Raw genomic sequence first — 16,273 nt, 5'->3', positions numbered from 1 at the left:
TATGAGCCAAAAACTTGAAACAAAAGCGATAAGAACCCAAATGGAACGTTCCAAATTTTTAGAGCATTCTACCCCTTTGTATTTAACATCGAGTTTTATTTTTGAAGATGCAGAGGATATGCGTGCTTCTTTCAGCGAAGAAAAAGAGCGTAATATTTACAGTAGATTTACAAACCCAAATACTTCAGAATTTGTTCAAAAAGTAGCAGATATGGAAGGAGCAGAAGACGGAGTTTCTTTTGCTACAGGGATGGGTGCTATTTATGGAACTTTTGCTGCGCTTTTAAATTCTGGAGATCATATTGTTTCTGCTCGTTCAATTTTTGGATCTACCCACACTTTATTTACAAAGTATTTCCCTAAATGGAATATTGAAACTTCTTATTTTAAAGTTGAAGAACCAGAAACGATAGCTAGCTTAATTAAACCGAACACCAAAATTCTTTACGCTGAAACACCAACAAATCCTGGAGTAGATATTCTTGATCTTGAATACTTAGGTAAAATAGCAAAAAAGCATAATCTAATTTTAATTATAGATAATTGCTTTGCTACCCCATATTTACAGCAACCTGTTCAATACGGTGCAGATTTAGTAATTCATTCTGCAACTAAATTAATAGATGGTCAAGGAAGGGTTTTAGGAGGTGTAACTGTTGGAAACGCAGATTTAATTCGTGAAATTTATCTTTTTGCAAGAAATACAGGATCAGCATTATCTCCTTTTAACGCATGGATTTTATCAAAAAGTATGGAAACCCTACCTGTCCGAGTTGATAGACATTGTGAATCGGCATTAAAAATTGCTACACTATTAGAAAAACATCCAAAAATTAATTGGGTAAAATATCCATTCCTAAAATCTCATCCTCAATACGAGCTTGCAAAAAAACAAATGAGTCAGGGTGGAAACATAATTGCTTTTGAAATCAAAGGGGGTATTGAAGCAGGGAGAAGTTTTCTTAACTCTATAAAAATGCTTTCCCTCTCTTCTAATCTCGGAGACTCTAGATCCATTGTTACTCACCCAGCGTCTACAACTCACAGTAAGTTGAGTGAGCCAGATCGATTGGAAGTTGGAATTACTGACGGAATGATTAGACTGTCAGTTGGTTTAGAACATTTTGAAGATATAAACGATGATTTAAATCAAGCCCTAGATACTTTGTAGATGACAAATATAGAGAAGACCTTAAAAGATAAGATACTTGTTTTGGATGGGGCGATGGGTACCATGCTCCAAGAGTATAAATTTACTGAAGAGGATTTTAGAACCGAGAGATTCAAAGAGCATCCCTGTCCACTTCAGGGTAACAATGATTTACTTTCTTTAACGCAACCAGAAGCAATAAAAGAAATTCATAGAAAGTATTTTGAAGCCGGTGCTGATATTGTAGAAACCAACACCTTTTCTTCTACTTCAATTGGAATGTCAGATTATCAAATGGAATCGTTGGTTTATGAATTAAATTATGAGTCTGCAAGATTAGCAAAAGAAGTAGCAGAGGAGTTTACAAAACAAAACCCCAATAAGCCGAGATTTGTTGCAGGATCAATAGGGCCAACTAATAGAACTGCAAGTATGTCTCCAGATGTTAATGATCCTGGATATCGGGCAGTAACATTTGACGATTTAGTAGAGGCATATTCGGAACAAGTACAAGGACTTGTAGAAGGTGGTTCCGATGTTCTTTTAGTTGAAACAATTTTCGATACCTTGAATGCAAAAGCGGCATTATTTGCAATTGATGCACTAAAAGAAAAAAACAACTGGAAAATACCCGTAATGGTTAGTGGAACAATAACCGATGCTAGTGGAAGAACACTTTCTGGACAAACTGTTGAATCTTTCGTGATTTCTGTTTCTCATATTCCTCTTTTAAGTATAGGATTTAATTGTGCTTTAGGAGCAGATCAGTTGCTCCCTTATCTAAGAAGATTGTCTCAAGAAACGGATGTTTATACTTCTGCTCACCCTAATGCAGGGTTACCCAATGCTTTTGGATCTTATGATCAATCACCAGAAGAAATGAGTGAATTGATTGAAAACTATTTAAAAGAAAATTTAATTAACATCATAGGGGGTTGTTGCGGTTCTACACCAAAACACATCGCTCTAATTTCAGATGTTGTTAAAAAATATAAACCACGAGAAATTGAAATAACTTCTGAATGAAAACAAGATCTAAATATTTAAAACTTTCGGGATTAGAGCCTCTTGTGGTTACTTCAGAAACGAACTTTATTAATATTGGAGAACGTACAAATGTTACTGGTTCACGTAAATTTTTACGTTTAATTGAAGAAGGAGATTACAATACAGCAGTTGAAATTGCTCGAGACCAAGTAGATGGAGGAGCCCAAATCCTTGATGTTAATATGGATGAGGGGATGATCGATGGTTCCAAAGCGATGACAACTTATCTAAATTTGTTAGCTGCTGAACCGGATATATCTAGAATTCCAATAATGATCGATAGCTCTAAGTGGGAAATTATTGAAGCTGGATTAAAAGTAGTTCAAGGAAAATCTGTAGTTAATTCGATTAGTTTAAAAGAAGGGGAAGAAAACTTTATCGAACAAGCAAAAAAAATCAGAAGATATGGTGCTGCAGTTATTGTGATGGCCTTTGATGAACAAGGTCAAGCAGATACCTTAGACAGAAGGATTGAAATATGCAAACGTTCCTATGATATTCTTGTAAACAGAGCAAACTTCCCTTCCGAGGATATTATTTTTGATCCAAATATTTTCCCTGTAGCAACAGGAATGGAAGAGCATAAAAACAATGCTCTAGATTTCTTTAAAACTGCTAAGTGGATAAGAGAAAACCTACCAAACGCACATGTAGGCGGTGGAGTAAGTAATGTTTCTTTTTCTTTCAGAGGGAATAATAAAGTTCGGGAAGCAATGCATTCAGCTTTTTTATATCACGCGATAAAACATGGGATGAATATGGGTATTGTTAACCCAACTATGTTAGAAATTTACGATGAAATAGAACCGGAGCTTTTAATTCACGTAGAAGATGTACTTCTGAATAGAAGAGATGATGCAACCGAACGATTATTAGATTTTGCTGAAAAAATAGTTGAAGATAAGAGTGATAAAAAAGTTGTTGTAAAAGAATGGCGTTCTAATCCACTTCAAGACAGAATAACTCATGCTTTAGTAAAAGGTATTGATGAGTTTATAGTTGAAGATGTGGAAGAAGCAAGGCAACTAGCGTCAAGGCCTATAGAAGTTATTGAGGGTAATTTAATGATTGGGATGAATGTTGTAGGTGACCTTTTTGGTTCTGGAAAAATGTTTTTACCTCAAGTAGTTAAATCTGCCCGCGTTATGAAACGAGCAGTAGCCCACTTATTACCCTTTATTGAGGCAGAGAAAGATGGTAAGCAAGAAGCTGCAGGTAAAATTTTAATGGCTACCGTTAAGGGAGATGTACATGATATAGGAAAAAATATTGTCGGAGTTGTTCTAGCATGTAACAACTACGAAATTATTGATCTAGGTGTTATGGTTCCATTGGAACGAATAATTGAAACTGCAATTGAAGAAAATATAGATATCATCGGACTATCTGGACTTATTACTCCTTCGTTAGACGAAATGATTTATGTTGCTCAAGAAGTGAAACGTAGAGGCTTAAATATCCCAATAATGATTGGAGGAGCAACTACCTCCAAAGCTCATACTGCAGTAAAGATTGCTCCAGAATTGGATTCAACTGTAGTACATGTAAATGACGCATCAAGGGCTGTAACTGTTGCCGGAAGTTTACTAAACAAAGAAAACGCACAATCATATAAAGATACCATCAGATCTGAGTATGAAATTTTCAGATCTAAATTTTTGGATCGTCAGGAAACTAAGGAACATATTGATATACAAACGGCTCGAGAACGTAAATTGCAGTTAGATTGGGATTCTTTTAAGCCCACAGTTCCAAACCAGTTAGGAATTCAAGTAATAGAAAATCAAAATTTAGACGAATTAATTCCTTATATAGATTGGAGCCCATTCTTCCGCTCTTGGGATTTACATGGACATTATCCCGCTATCTTAGATGATGAAATTGTAGGTAAGCAGGCTACTGAATTATTTGCTGATGCTCAAGTTATTTTAACTGAGATTTTAGAAAATAAATCTCTTACTGCAAAAGCAGTTTTTGGAATATTCCCAGCTAATTCAGTCGATGATGATGATATTGAAGTTTATGAAAATGAAGATAGAACACAGTCAAAAGTAAAGTTTTTGACACTACGTCAGCAACTTAAAAAAAGAGCAGGAAAAAATAATATTGCATTAGCCGATTTCATAGCTCCTAAAGAAACTGGGGTCAAAGATTATATAGGTAGTTTTTGTGTTACAACTGGTTTTGGAACTGCTGAATTAGCTAAAAAGTTTGAAGAGGATAATGATGATTATAACTCCATAATGGTAAAAGCTTTGGCAGACCGATTTGCAGAAGCATTTGCAGAATTTCTTCATAAAGAAGTTAGAATAAAACACTGGGGTTATGCCTCTGATGAAGTATTAGATAACCAAGATTTAATAAAAGAAGCTTACAAAGGAATTCGACCTGCTCCAGGGTATCCTGCCTGTCCAGACCATTTAGAGAAAAACACCATTTGGGATTTATTAAAAGTTGAAGAAAAAATAGGTGTAACATTAACAGAAAGTTTAGCCATGTGGCCAGCTGCATCAGTTTCTGGTTATTATTTTGCTAATCCTAAATCACAATATTTTGGAGTAGGAAAAATTACTCAGGACCAAGTAAAGAGTTTTAGTCAAAGAAAAAAAATAGACCTTGAAGTTGCCGAAAAATGGCTTCGCCCCAACATAAAATAAAAATTTATGAAAGTAACAGATCATGTTAAAAATGCCGCTGGTAAAACCCAGTTTACATTTGAAATTCTTCCACCGCTAAAAGGTCAGAATATACAATCGATATATGAATCTATAGATCCTTTAATGGAGTTTAAACCTCCTTTTATTGATGTTACCTATCACAGAGAGGAGTATGTTTATAGAGAGCAAGAAAATGGTCTTCTTCAAAAACATGTAATTAGAAAACGTCCGGGAACAGTAGGTATTTGTGCAGCTTTACAGCATAAATACAACGTAGATGCAATTCCTCATATTCTATGTGGAGGTTTCACAAAAGAAGACACCGAAAATTTCTTAATAGATCTTGATTTCTTAGGAATAGATAATGTTGTGGCCTTACGTGGTGACGCTATTAAGACTGAAACTTATTTCAAACCTAATAAAGAAGGTCACGCTTTTGCGAGTGATTTGGTTGGTCAAATTAAAGATTTAAATAAGGGTAATTATTTGGATGATGAAATTTTAAATACATCTAAAACAGATTTTTGTATTGGTGTTTCGGGTTACCCAGAAAAACACATGGAGGCACCTTCATTAGAGAGTGATATTCATTTTTTAAAGAAGAAAATTGAAGCCGGTGCTGATTACATCGTTACACAAATGTTTTTTGACAATCAAAAATATTTTGAGTTTGTAGAGAAATGTAAAGAAGCAGGAATAAATGTACCTATAATACCAGGTCTAAAACCTCTTGCAACTCTAAAACAGTTAAATGCTTTACCGCATCGTTTTCACGTTGATCTTCCGGAAGCCTTGATCAAATCGGTAATTAAGTGTAAAGATAATAAGGAAATTCGTCAGGTAGGAATTGAGTGGTGTATCGAGCAAAGTAAAGAGTTAAAAGAAGCAGGAGTTCCTTTTTTACATTACTATTCGATGGGAAAATCAGATAATATCAAGGCAATTGCAGAAGCTGTTTTTTAATTATTAAAAATCTGAAATTTTTCTTTTTTTAAGAATAAAACAACTTACCCAATGCGTCTAGGAAGTTGTTTCTTTAAATAGCTGTGCTAAATTTTCATTTTTAAGTTGTAGTCCTAAAATCTTAAGTTCATTGTCGTGGGCAAAATCAAACACTTTTGTTCGCATATCTTCTTGGGTGTCTAAATGTATTTCATAAGTAAAATCGAAGGTGTTAATTACTTTGGTTACATTATTAATTTTAGCTAGAGCTTCTGTTTCTACACGATAATCAAACTCAACTATAATGATTTGTTGTTGTCCTTTTCGAAGTTCGTCAAGGTTTTTATCAGCTACAAGTTGCCCTTCTTTGATAATTACAACACGGTCACAAACACTTTCAACTTCGGATAAGATATGACTCGATAAGATTACAATTTTATTTTTTCCAAGCGTACGAATTAGTTTTCTGATTTCAACCATTTGGTTGGGATCTAATCCGGTGGTTGGTTCATCTAAGATTAATATTTCAGGATCATGAAGAAGTGCAGCAGCAATACCTACTCGTTGCTGATATCCTTTCGATAAGGTTTCTATTTTTCTATCTGTGTATTCTGTAAGTCCTACTTTTTCGATAATATCAGTAAAGGGTGCCTCTTTAATTTTATAAAGTGATGCTGCAAATTGTAAGTATTCTAAAACAAATAGTTCTCCGTAAAGAGGGTTGTTCTCAGGTAAATAACCGGTTTTTTGTTGAATGATTTTAAGTGACTTTTTTAGATCTAAACCCTCATGAGTAATTGAGCCACCCCACTGTTCAATGGAACCAGTTAATATTTTCATTAAGGTAGATTTGCCAGCGCCATTTGGGCCCAACAATCCAACTACTTCTCCAGGTTTTAAGTTCATTGAAATTCCCCGAAGAGCTTCAATTTCTCCATATTTCTTCTGTACTTTATCGAGAATTAAGGTCACTTGTTTTTTTTTATAAAGATAAATTAAAATATGGTTACATCCGTTTATAAATAAACCAGGGGATTCGCTCAAGTATCCAAGCGATTATAACCCAACGTCGGCTGATATAAACAATTCTTTTCTTTCGTTGAATACTTCGAAATATTTGTGTTGCAGCTTTTTCTTTACTGGATACCCAGAACATTTTATCCGCTTTTGCCATTGCAGTTTTTACAAAGCCTGGCCGAACATCAGTGGTGTAAATAGGTAGCTTATCGTAGGCTACTTTCTGAGCCATCCCTTCAAGATAAATCGATTGGTATGCTTTTGAAGCACTATATGCTGGCGCTTGTCTCCCTCCTCTGCGACTTGCAACCGAAGAGATATTGACCAAATGACCCCAGCCTTGTTTTTCAAAGTAACGCATGCTCCAATTGACTAATCGGGTAAAGGCAACGACATTCAGTTGATTGGTTTCATTTTCTAAGGAATAATCATAGTCCAAATTGAGGTGTCCAATCCCAGCACTAATAATAAAAAGATCGATGCCTCCTAATCTTTTTTCTAAAGCTTCTAATTGTTCTATAGCATTGGGTTCTGTGGTGTCAAATGCAGCTACCTGTATCTGTTCTGGCTGTTCTTTTTGAAGCTCTAGAAGATGAGCTTCTCTTCTTCCTGTGATACCAACACTATACTTGTTTTGCACCAATTCCCGTGCAAGTGCTTTTCCAATTCCTGAACTTGCGCCAATAATTATTGCTTTTTTCATAGGTTTAAATGTGTATCGTCGCAAAAAGGAGACTTCTTTGTTTTTTTACAGTTACATAGTTTAATTTCTCCAGTTCTTTTTCCAGAGAATTTTACAGGTTTAAATTTTGTACCATGATGCGAACCGTCACAAAAAGGTTGGTTGTTACTCCTTCCGCATGAGCACCATAAATAATTTTTCCCTTTAGTCAGCGAAACTGAAATAGAGTCTTTAGTCGAGGTGTTTAATTTTTCATATGCAATACTCCAGTCACTTTTAGGGTCAGGTGATTTTACAAAAGGATAAAAGTAAGAAGCAGTCCAAGGATCGTTTGTTTTTTGTTGTAAACCATATTCTTTTGGGTACCTATTTTGAAAGGTCGCTGTTCTAAATATTTGATCCCAAATACTAAACATATTACCGAAATTCCCATTAGGATCGCTAGCAGAATCTAACTGCGATGTTCCATGATGCGAATGGTGAAAAGCAGGGGTGACAATTATACGTTCTAATACTTTAATAATAGGAAGTAATGTTGCATTGCTATAAAAAGGTTTATCCCATTTTAGACGGCTATGTGAACCGATTATTATGAATTGTTTTAATATTAATCCGAGAGCTACCGCCTTAGCACCTCCTAGGAATAAAATTATAGCTACCCACCAGATGTTGGGCATTAATAAATAATATAGTAAAGCGTTTCGGTATGAAACGAAATACCCCATTTCTTCTGCTTGATGATGAGGTCGATGTAATTTCCATAAAAACGGAGTTTCATGTGCGGTCCTGTGATACCAATATTGAAGAAAATCGTCTGTAAGTATGTAAAAAGCAAAAAGCGCAATAAAAGGATAGGATTCTAATGAGTTATTATATTGAGGGATTAAATGTGTTCCAGTAATAAATATTACAAAAACAATAATTGGTTTTATAAGGTTTCCTAAAACTACAAAGCTCATGATTTCTTGAATCCAATCTCCTTTAGCTCTCTTAGAGTTTTTTAAAAACCCGGATATGCTCTCTAGGAGACTAAAAAAAAGGATAATCCCGATTACAAAATACACATCAATATTTTCAATGGTTAAGAGTTTCTCAATCATTTTGCTTTTTTTATTAGAATTGACTTAAAAAAGTCTTCTAAATATACAGATTTGTTTGTCTTACATAAATTATGCAGCTAAAAATTTGTTTTTCTCAATCTGGAGTGTACATTTGTACCAAGAAATTACAATAATGAATACAACAACTACATATTTCAACCGTTTCTTTTTCTTCTTTTATCCAGAAGATAACAGGGCGTTGTAATATTATTAAGTTGATAACAATACAAGTCCTGATTTATTCAGGACTTTTTTTTTGAACAAAAAGTAAAAGATAATAATGCAACCAATAATTGCTATTCAAGGAATCAAAGGATCATTCCATCACCAGGTGGCATTAGATTATTATTCCTCTGAAATTAAGATTTTAGAATGTTTGACTTTTAATGCTTTGGCAGGTTCTTTAGCTTCTGGTGAAGCTGATCAAGCAGTAATGGCAATAGAAAATTCTATAGCAGGATCTATTATTCCGAACTATGCATTGTTAGACGAGTACAACTTACAAATCGTGGGAGAATTTCATTTGAAGATTGAACATAATTTAATGGGATTAACAGGACAGTCCATTACTGACTTAAAAGAAGTTCATTCTCATCCGATGGCATTATTACAATGTAAAAAGTTTTTTTCAAACTATCCTAACATTCGTTTGGTTGAAGCGGAAGATACTGCTGATATTGCAAGGAAAATTGAAGAAGATCAAATAAAAGGAATCGGTGCGATTGCAAGTCTAAAAGCATCAGAGTTATTCAATCTAGATGTTTTTGCCGAGTCAATTCAAACCATCAAAAATAATGTTACACGTTTTGTAATTGTTCAGGCTAAAGGAAATTTGGTTCCAGAACAAAAAATAAATAAAGCGGCTTTAAAATTTGTTTTAGACCACAAAAGAGGAAGTTTAGCAGCGATATTAAATGTATTGAGTGATTGTAAACTGAACTTAACAAAAATTCAATCTTTACCAGTAATCGAAACACCCGGTAAATATTCTTTTTTTGTTGACGTAACCTTTGAATCTTTTGAAGATTATGTTAAAGCAAGAACCATAATTGAAATTATGGCAACCGAATTTAAAATACTTGGAGAATATCCAAAGAACACGATATGAGTACGCAAACTGCACAACGCCTTGAAAGCGTAAAAGAATATTATTTCTCTAAAAAACTTAGGGAAGTAGCTGCATTAGTAAAAGCCGGAAGACCGATTCTTAATATGGGAATAGGGAGTCCAGATTTACCACCAGACCCATCTGTAATTACCGCTATAAATGACAGTGTTCTTGACGCTAAAGCACATATGTATCAGAGTTACCAGGGTTTACCTGAACTTCGACAATCAATAGCATCCTTTTATAAAAAACATTATGATGTCACTTTAGACCCAAACAGCGAAATACTACCACTAATGGGCTCTAAAGAGGGAATCATGCACATTTCAATGGCATTTTTAAATAAAGGAGATCAAGTTTTAATCCCCAATCCTGGATACCCAACATACAGTTCGGTTACTCAATTGCTTGAAGCAGAAGCAGTTTTTTATAATCTTAAAGAATCTAATAATTGGCAACCTGATTTTGAAGCTCTTGAACAACTCGATACTTCTAAAATAAAATTAATGTGGTTGAACTATCCACACATGCCTACAGGTGCACAGGTAGAAATAGAAACATTCATCAAGTTAATAGATTGGGCAAAAAGAAACGATGTTTTGTTGATTAACGACAACCCTTATAGTTTTATTCTGAACGATACTCCCCAAAGCTTATTAACACTCCCAGGAGCAAAGGAAGTAGCTTTAGAGTTAAATTCATTAAGCAAGGCATTTAATTTAGCAGGCTGGAGAGTAGGAATGTTATCCGGAAATTCAGATCATATTCAAGCGGTTTTAAAAGTGAAAAGTAATATGGATTCCGGTATGTTTTTCGGAATTCAAAAAGGTGCAATAGCCGCCCTTAAGCTTAATAATTCTTGGTTTAGTGGACTTAATAAAGTTTATGCAGAACGCAGAGCAGCAATGATTGAATTAGCAACTCTTATGGGAAGTACTTCTGATCCGAATAGTGTTGGTATGTTTGTTTGGGCTAAACTCAATGATCAATCTATAAAGTCAGAAGTTTTTATAGATGAAATTTTGAGAGAGCACGACATTTTTATCACGCCAGGGACTATTTTTGGTAGTCAGGGTGAAGGTTATATTCGTTTTTCTTTGTGCGTGAAATTAGAAGACATTCAAACAGCAATTAATCGATTAAAATCATGAAAGTATATGTAATTGGTATTGGTTTAATTGGAGGGTCTATGGTATTAGACCTCAAAGATGCTTTGTCCAATATAGAAATTATAGGTATAGATTCTAGTGAAAAAAATCTAAATGAGGCTTTAAGTCTTGGAATAATTGATCGCATAGGTTCAATGGATACTATTGAAGAAGCAGATCGTATTATCTTAAGTATTCCAGTTAAAGAATCCTTGAATCTATTGCCAGAACTTTTAAATCGATTACATTCAGATGCTTTGTTATGGGATGTTGGTTCTACCAAAGAACAACTATGTAAACTAGTATCTGACCACCCTAAGAGAGATCAGTTTTTAGCAGCACACCCAATTGCTGGGACAGAATTCTCGGGACCAAAAGCTGCACACAGAGGTCTTTTTGCTGGGAAACCTCAAATATTATGTGAATCAAACAAAACTCGTCCTGATCTTTTATTGTGGGCAAAGCAGACTTTCAGACAAATTGGAATGTATATCCGCTTTATGGAAGCCAAAGCACATGACAAGCACATGGCTTATGTCTCTCATTTATCACATATTAGCTCTTTTATGTTAGGAAAAACTGTTCTTGAGAAAGAAGAAGATGAGAATAATATCTTTGACCTCGCTGGAAGTGGATTTGAATCTACAGTTCGGTTAGCAAAAAGCTCGCCAGCCATGTGGGCACCCATTTTTGAGCAGAATAAAGAAAACGTAATTGAAACATTAGATGCATACATTGACAATTTAGAAAACTTTAAAAGTCTCCTTTTAAAAGACGATTATGCTGCTTTGTTTCAAGAAATGAAAAACACAAATCAATTAACATCAATATTAAACGGAATTAGTAAAAAATAAATTAAAACAAAATGGAAAATAAACCTCAAATGAGAGAATGGCTAAACGACTTCGGTCTTTCTCACCCACTAGTAATCGGTGGACCATGTAGTGCAGAAACTGAAGAACAAGTTTTAAAAATCGCTCATGAATTAAAAGATACAGATGTAACAGTTCTTCGTGCTGGAATTTGGAAACCACGAACACGTCCTGGAATGTTTGAAGGGGTAGGAGCAATTGGTCTCAAATGGCTTCAAAAAGCCAAAGAAGAAACAGGTCTTCTTACTGCTACAGAAGTTGCAAACGCTGTTCATGTAAAGCTTGCTGTAGAACATGATATAGACATTCTTTGGATTGGAGCTAGGTCTACTGTTAGTCCTTTTATCATGCAGGAAATTGCAGATGCTCTTGAAGGAACAGATAAGATTGTTCTTGTAAAAAACCCGGTTAATCCAGACTTAGCACTTTGGCTAGGAGGTGTAGAGCGATTATACACAGCTAATATTAAAAAATTAGGTTTAATTCACAGAGGATTCTCTTCCTATGAAAAATCTAAGTACCGAAATAACCCAGAATGGCAAATCGCTGTTGAAGCACAAAATAAATTTCCTGATTTACCTATGATTTGCGATCCTTCGCACATTGCAGGGAGAAGAGATTTGATTTTTGATATATGCCAAATGGCATTAGACCTTAATTTTGACGGATTAATGGTTGAGTCACATTTCGATCCAGATAACGCATGGAGTGATGCTGCTCAGCAAGTAACTCCAACTCGTTTAGTGGAAATTATGAAAGAATTGAAAATCAGAAAAGAAACCGATCAAGAAGAAGCCTATACTGCGACTCTAAATACACTACGTGCTCAAATAGATGTTGCTGACCAAACAATTTTAGACACATTAGGAAAGCGCATGAAGGTAGCTGAAGAAATTGGTTCTCTTAAGAAATCTAAAAATGTTGCAGTTCTACAGAACAAACGTTGGAACGAGATTTTAGGGAAAATGATTTTAGAGGGTCAGGATCGTAATTTATCGGAGGAATTTATTTTAAAGATTTTTAAGGCAATCCACCAGGAATCTATTAACCATCAAGAACAAATTGTAAACAACTAAATATAGTTTACAAATAAAAAAACCGGCAAATGCCGGTTTTTTTATTTATTATAAGTTCTAATATTAACTCAAAGCTTTAGCAATTCTAGCTACGGCCTCCTTAATATTATCTTCAGATGCTGCATAAGAAATTCGAATGCAATCATCATTTCCAAATGCTTCACCTGTAACTGTTGCAACATGTGCTTTTTCTAGTAAGAACAAAGCAAAGTCAGATGCGTTATTTATTTCGATCCCATCAATTGTTTTACCAAAGTAATAAGAAACATCTGGGAAAACATAAAAAGCACCATCAGGACGATTTAATTTAAAGCCATCAATTTTTTCAAGAAGACTGATGATTAATTCTTTTCTGTTGCTAAATTCGTCTACCATGTATTGAATTCTACTAACTGGTTCAAGTAGTGCTGTAATAGTAGCTCTTTGTGCAATGCAATTTGCTCCACTTGTAATTTGACCTTGCATTTTATTGCATGCTTTTGCAATCCACTCTGGGGCTCCAATATATCCTATTCTCCAACCAGTCATTGCGAATGCTTTTGCAACTCCATTTACAGTTATTGTTCGATCGTATAGTTCAGGAATTCGAGCAATACTAAAATGAGGAGTTCCATAATTTATGTGCTCGTATATCTCATCTGAAAGTATATAGATGTTCGGGTGTTTCTCTAGAACTTTTCCAAGAGCACGGTATTCATCTTCCGAATAAATAGTACCACTTGGGTTATTCGGAGAGTTAAACATAATTAATTTAGTTTTCGGTGTAATTGCAGCTTCTAATTGTTCCGGTGTAATTTTAAAGTCGGTATCAATAGAAGAAGGAATTATAATTGATTTTGCTTCTGCAAGAGTTGCAATAGCAGAATAGCTTACCCAATATGGAGCAGGTAATAAAACTTCATCTCCTGGATCTAATAAAACCATACACAAGTTTGCTATCGATTGTTTAGCACCTGTAGAAACTACAATTTGAGAAGGTTTATAATTTAATTGGTTGTCTCTTTCAAATTTAGTACAAATTGCTTCCTTAAGGTCAGCATATCCGTCTACTGGAGAGTAAGAGTTGTAGTTGTCGTTAACAGCTTGAATTGCTGCATCTTTAATGTATTCGGGTGTGTTAAAGTCAGGCTCTCCTAGACTCAATCCAATTACATCGATTCCATTGTTTTTTAGCTCACGGGCTTTAGCTGCCATCGCTAAAGTAGCAGATACCGGCAGGCTGTTTATTCTTTCTGATAATGCATCCATTATATAACAAGTTTAAACGGGTTGAACTCCCATTTGTTTTAAAAATTTAAAATGCGAAAATAAGGCACTTCTTATAGTTTTATACTCGTTGTAAGGTAAATTAAACTCTTTTGCTGTTTTTTTAACAATTTTAGCAATATCTGTGTAATGTATATGGCTAATATGTGGAAAAATGTGGTGCTCAATTTGGTGGTTTAATCCTCCTGTGAACCAGTTTGTGAATTTGTTTTTAGTAGAGAAATTTACGGTAGTGTGTAATTGGTGAATTGCCCATGTGTTTTTCATAGTACCCGTTTCTTTATCTGGTAATGGCATCTGCGCATCTTCAATTATATGAGCTAATTGAAATACTAAACTCAGTATTAATCCTGCTACGTAATGCATTGTAAAAAATCCAATTAGAATTTTCCACCACGCTAACTCTAAAAAAATCATGGGGATAACAATCCAAATAACAGCATAAAGTGTCTTGGTTAAAATTAAAGTTATCCACTGCCGAATAGGATGTAAGGAGTCCTTGTACGTAAGTTTTCTTTTTAGAAATCTATGGGTTTGTTGAAAATCACTTGTAATCGCCCAGTTTATAGTCAATAGTCCATAAACGAAAACTGAATATAAATGTTGAAACCTATGGATGGGTAACCAATCACTATGTCTTGAGAAACGAATAATTCTTCCTGCTTCTAAATCTTCATCATGCCCATGAATGTTCGTATAGGTATGGTGAAGAATGTTGTGTTGAACCTTCCAGTTGTGTACATTACCAGCTAATAAGTAAATGGTTGCCCCCATAACTTTATTAATCCATGGAATGTTAGAAAATGACCCATGATTTCCGTCATGCATTACATTCATTCCAACTCCTGCAATACCAACCCCCATGATTAAAGCAAATAAGAATTTAATCCATGCATCAAATTCTGTAAATAGTATTAAAAAGTAAGGAGCTATAAATAAGGATAACATTACAGCTGTTTTGAAATATAATTTCCAGTTTCCTGTTTTAGGCGAATTGTTCTGCTTGAAATGTTCGTTTACTCTTTTGTTTAGGGTTACAAAGAATTTTTTGGGATCTTTTCTTGAAAACCTCAGAGTTGTAGTTTCGTTAGACATACTAAATCAAATATTTGTGGTTTATTAGATTAACTAGTTATATTTTTGCTAAAATTTATTAATGTGAATATTATAGAACATTACTTCCCTAATCTTTCTGATCGAAAAAAGAAGCAATTTACACAATTAGAGTCACTTTACGGAGAGTGGAATGAAAAAATAAACGTTATCTCACGAAAAGATATTGCGGAACTTTACGAACGTCATGTGCTCCATTCCATAAGTATAGCCCGATTGATTGAGTTTGCTCCTGGTAGTCAAATACTTGATGTTGGAACCGGGGGTGGATTTCCAGGTATACCTTTGTCTATTCTTTTTCCACAAGTAGACTTTTATTTGATAGACAGTATTGGGAAGAAAATCAAAGTAGTTCAAGAAATCACAAATGCTCTTGATTTAAGGAATGTAGAAGCAAGGCACCAGCGTGCCCAAGAGTTTAAAAGACCTGTTGATTTTGTTGTCAGTAGAGCCGTAACTAAAATGGATGATTTTGTGCCCTGGGTAAAAAAAAATATTGCTAAGAAAAGTAAACACAACCTCCCAAATGGAATTCTTTATCTTAAGGGTGGTGATTTAAAGGAGGAGCTAAAATCTTTTCCAAAGGCTACTGTTTTTCCTCTTTCAGATTTTTTTGAGGAACCTTTTTTTGAAACAAAAAAGATTGTCCATGTTCCTTTAGCTAAAAAACCTTAATTCAAGGAATAAGGTACATCCATCTGAAAAACAGGAATTTCTACTTTAAATTCTGCTGCGGATGTGTGATTAATCATACTGTAAAAACCTTTCATTGCACCTGTTGGAGAAATTAATATACATCCAGATTCATATTTAACTTTTTGACCTGATTTAAGAATTGGTTTTTTACCGACTACTCCAGGACCTTCAATAATTTGAATTGGTTTTTTACTTTCTTTTATTTCCCAGTGCCTGCTAATTAATTGAACGATTTCATTACTCTCGTTTTCGATTGTAATTAAATATCGAAAAGCATGATTCGGCACGTTGTTTTTTATAAAACTACCTTCATATTTTGTTTCTACAGAAACCCGAATCCCTTTTGTTACCTGTTGAATCATCTGATTTATTGAATAACATTCCAAAGCAAGATACAAA

15 protein-coding genes are annotated in these 16,273 nt (G+C 34.5%); 9 read left to right on the top strand and 6 right to left on the bottom strand.

Annotated elements, in window-relative coordinates; all coding sequences use genetic code 11:
• Position 1 precedes the first annotated feature (1 nt).
• The 4 genes from NG655_RS07945 to metF are packed head-to-tail and all read left to right on the top strand — an operon-like array spanning position 2 to position 5,817.
• On the top strand, positions 2 to 1,171 hold the full coding sequence (locus tag NG655_RS07945; RefSeq protein WP_252158789.1) for a trans-sulfuration enzyme family protein: 1,170 nt from the start codon (positions 2 to 4) through the stop codon (positions 1,169 to 1,171).
• Positions 1,172 to 2,176: a homocysteine S-methyltransferase family protein gene (locus NG655_RS07940; RefSeq protein ID WP_252158788.1), complete on the top strand. Its 1,005-nt coding sequence runs from the start codon at positions 1,172 to 1,174 to the stop codon at positions 2,174 to 2,176.
• Positions 2,173 to 4,854: a methionine synthase gene (gene metH / locus NG655_RS07935; protein ID WP_252158787.1), complete on the top strand. Its 2,682-nt coding sequence runs from the start codon at positions 2,173 to 2,175 to the stop codon at positions 4,852 to 4,854. Before NG655_RS07940 ends, metH begins: the two co-directional genes overlap by 4 nt.
• A 6-nt stretch (positions 4,855 to 4,860) precedes the next feature.
• Positions 4,861 to 5,817: a methylenetetrahydrofolate reductase [NAD(P)H] gene (metF, locus tag NG655_RS07930; RefSeq protein WP_252158786.1), complete on the top strand. Its 957-nt coding sequence runs from the start codon at positions 4,861 to 4,863 to the stop codon at positions 5,815 to 5,817.
• Between the two features lie 57 nt (positions 5,818 to 5,874).
• Here the strand turns inward: metF and NG655_RS07925 are convergent, their stop codons facing one another.
• Genes NG655_RS07925 through NG655_RS07915 form a run of 3 tightly spaced genes read right to left on the bottom strand, consistent with a single transcriptional unit; the run spans position 5,875 to position 8,595 of the window.
• The gene (locus tag NG655_RS07925) at positions 5,875 to 6,768 is read right to left on the bottom strand and encodes an ATP-binding cassette domain-containing protein (RefSeq protein ID WP_252158785.1); all 894 of its coding nucleotides are present in this window, start codon (positions 6,766 to 6,768) and stop codon (positions 5,875 to 5,877) included.
• A gap of 34 nt (positions 6,769 to 6,802) precedes the next feature.
• Positions 6,803 to 7,516, bottom strand: a complete 714-nt coding sequence (locus NG655_RS07920) for an SDR family NAD(P)-dependent oxidoreductase (RefSeq protein WP_252158784.1) — start codon at positions 7,514 to 7,516, stop codon at positions 6,803 to 6,805.
• The gene (locus tag NG655_RS07915; RefSeq protein ID WP_252158783.1) at positions 7,513 to 8,595 is read right to left on the bottom strand and encodes a sterol desaturase family protein; all 1,083 of its coding nucleotides are present in this window, start codon (positions 8,593 to 8,595) and stop codon (positions 7,513 to 7,515) included. The genes NG655_RS07920 and NG655_RS07915 overlap by 4 nt, the downstream gene beginning before the upstream one ends.
• Positions 8,596 to 8,875: 280 nt before the next feature.
• Here NG655_RS07915 and NG655_RS07910 point away from each other — a divergent pair, with 280 nt between their 5' ends.
• Genes NG655_RS07910 through NG655_RS07895 form a run of 4 tightly spaced genes read left to right on the top strand, consistent with a single transcriptional unit; the run spans position 8,876 to position 12,799 of the window.
• Positions 8,876 to 9,703, top strand: coding sequence for a prephenate dehydratase (locus NG655_RS07910; protein ID WP_252158782.1), 828 nt, complete (start codon positions 8,876 to 8,878; stop codon positions 9,701 to 9,703).
• Positions 9,700 to 10,854, top strand: a complete 1,155-nt coding sequence (locus NG655_RS07905; RefSeq protein ID WP_252158781.1) for a pyridoxal phosphate-dependent aminotransferase — start codon at positions 9,700 to 9,702, stop codon at positions 10,852 to 10,854. Before NG655_RS07910 ends, NG655_RS07905 begins: the two co-directional genes overlap by 4 nt.
• A complete protein-coding gene (locus NG655_RS07900) occupies positions 10,851 to 11,705 on the top strand; it encodes a prephenate dehydrogenase (RefSeq protein ID WP_252158780.1) in 855 nt (284 codons plus the stop codon). The genes NG655_RS07905 and NG655_RS07900 overlap by 4 nt, the downstream gene beginning before the upstream one ends.
• An 11-nt stretch (positions 11,706 to 11,716) precedes the next feature.
• Positions 11,717 to 12,799 (top strand): bifunctional 3-deoxy-7-phosphoheptulonate synthase/chorismate mutase type II, encoded by a 1,083-nt coding sequence (locus tag NG655_RS07895; protein WP_252158779.1) that lies wholly within the window; start codon positions 11,717 to 11,719, stop codon positions 12,797 to 12,799.
• A gap of 63 nt (positions 12,800 to 12,862) precedes the next feature.
• Here the strand turns inward: NG655_RS07895 and NG655_RS07890 are convergent, their stop codons facing one another.
• Complete coding sequence (locus tag NG655_RS07890) at positions 12,863 to 14,047, bottom strand: pyridoxal phosphate-dependent aminotransferase (RefSeq protein ID WP_419469272.1); 1,185 nt, start codon at positions 14,045 to 14,047, stop codon at positions 12,863 to 12,865.
• Positions 14,048 to 14,059: 12 nt separating this feature from the next.
• Positions 14,060 to 15,160 carry a fatty acid desaturase family protein gene (locus NG655_RS07885; RefSeq protein WP_252158778.1) on the bottom strand — a complete coding sequence of 367 codons (1,101 nt, stop codon included), beginning with the start codon at positions 15,158 to 15,160 and terminating at the stop codon, positions 14,060 to 14,062.
• Positions 15,161 to 15,223: 63 nt separating this feature from the next.
• Here NG655_RS07885 and rsmG point away from each other — a divergent pair, with 63 nt between their 5' ends.
• Positions 15,224 to 15,853, top strand: a complete 630-nt coding sequence (gene rsmG, locus NG655_RS07880; protein ID WP_252158777.1) for a 16S rRNA (guanine(527)-N(7))-methyltransferase RsmG — start codon at positions 15,224 to 15,226, stop codon at positions 15,851 to 15,853.
• Here rsmG and apaG read toward each other — a convergent pair.
• A complete protein-coding gene (apaG, locus tag NG655_RS07875) occupies positions 15,850 to 16,236 on the bottom strand; it encodes a Co2+/Mg2+ efflux protein ApaG (RefSeq protein WP_252158776.1) in 387 nt (128 codons plus the stop codon). The genes rsmG and apaG overlap by 4 nt on opposite strands.
• Positions 16,237 to 16,273 lie beyond the last annotated feature (37 nt).

It is taken from the genome of Candidatus Arcticimaribacter forsetii, assembly GCF_910589745.1.
Classification (GTDB): Bacteria; Bacteroidota; Bacteroidia; order Flavobacteriales; family Flavobacteriaceae; genus Arcticimaribacter; species Arcticimaribacter forsetii.
The sequence above is the reverse complement of the archived record's forward strand: the minus strand, read 5'-3'. Positions and strand labels throughout refer to the sequence as shown.

Coding starts and splice junctions, on each gene's coding strand:
- NG655_RS07945 (WP_252158789.1), top strand. CDS start 2: ATGAGCCAAAAACTTGAAACAAAAGCGATAAGAACCCAAATGGAACGT.
- NG655_RS07940 (WP_252158788.1), top strand. CDS start 1,172: ATGACAAATATAGAGAAGACCTTAAAAGATAAGATACTTGTTTTGGAT.
- metH (WP_252158787.1), top strand. CDS start 2,173: ATGAAAACAAGATCTAAATATTTAAAACTTTCGGGATTAGAGCCTCTT.
- metF (WP_252158786.1), top strand. CDS start 4,861: ATGAAAGTAACAGATCATGTTAAAAATGCCGCTGGTAAAACCCAGTTT.
- NG655_RS07920 (WP_252158784.1), bottom strand. CDS start 7,516: ATGAAAAAAGCAATAATTATTGGCGCAAGTTCAGGAATTGGAAAAGCA.
- NG655_RS07915 (WP_252158783.1), bottom strand. CDS start 8,595: ATGATTGAGAAACTCTTAACCATTGAAAATATTGATGTGTATTTTGTA.
- NG655_RS07910 (WP_252158782.1), top strand. CDS start 8,876: ATGCAACCAATAATTGCTATTCAAGGAATCAAAGGATCATTCCATCAC.
- NG655_RS07905 (WP_252158781.1), top strand. CDS start 9,700: ATGAGTACGCAAACTGCACAACGCCTTGAAAGCGTAAAAGAATATTAT.
- NG655_RS07900 (WP_252158780.1), top strand. CDS start 10,851: ATGAAAGTATATGTAATTGGTATTGGTTTAATTGGAGGGTCTATGGTA.
- NG655_RS07895 (WP_252158779.1), top strand. CDS start 11,717: ATGGAAAATAAACCTCAAATGAGAGAATGGCTAAACGACTTCGGTCTT.
- NG655_RS07890 (WP_419469272.1), bottom strand. CDS start 14,047: ATGGATGCATTATCAGAAAGAATAAACAGCCTGCCGGTATCTGCTACT.
- NG655_RS07885 (WP_252158778.1), bottom strand. CDS start 15,160: ATGTCTAACGAAACTACAACTCTGAGGTTTTCAAGAAAAGATCCCAAA.
- apaG (WP_252158776.1), bottom strand. CDS start 16,236: ATGATTCAACAGGTAACAAAAGGGATTCGGGTTTCTGTAGAAACAAAA.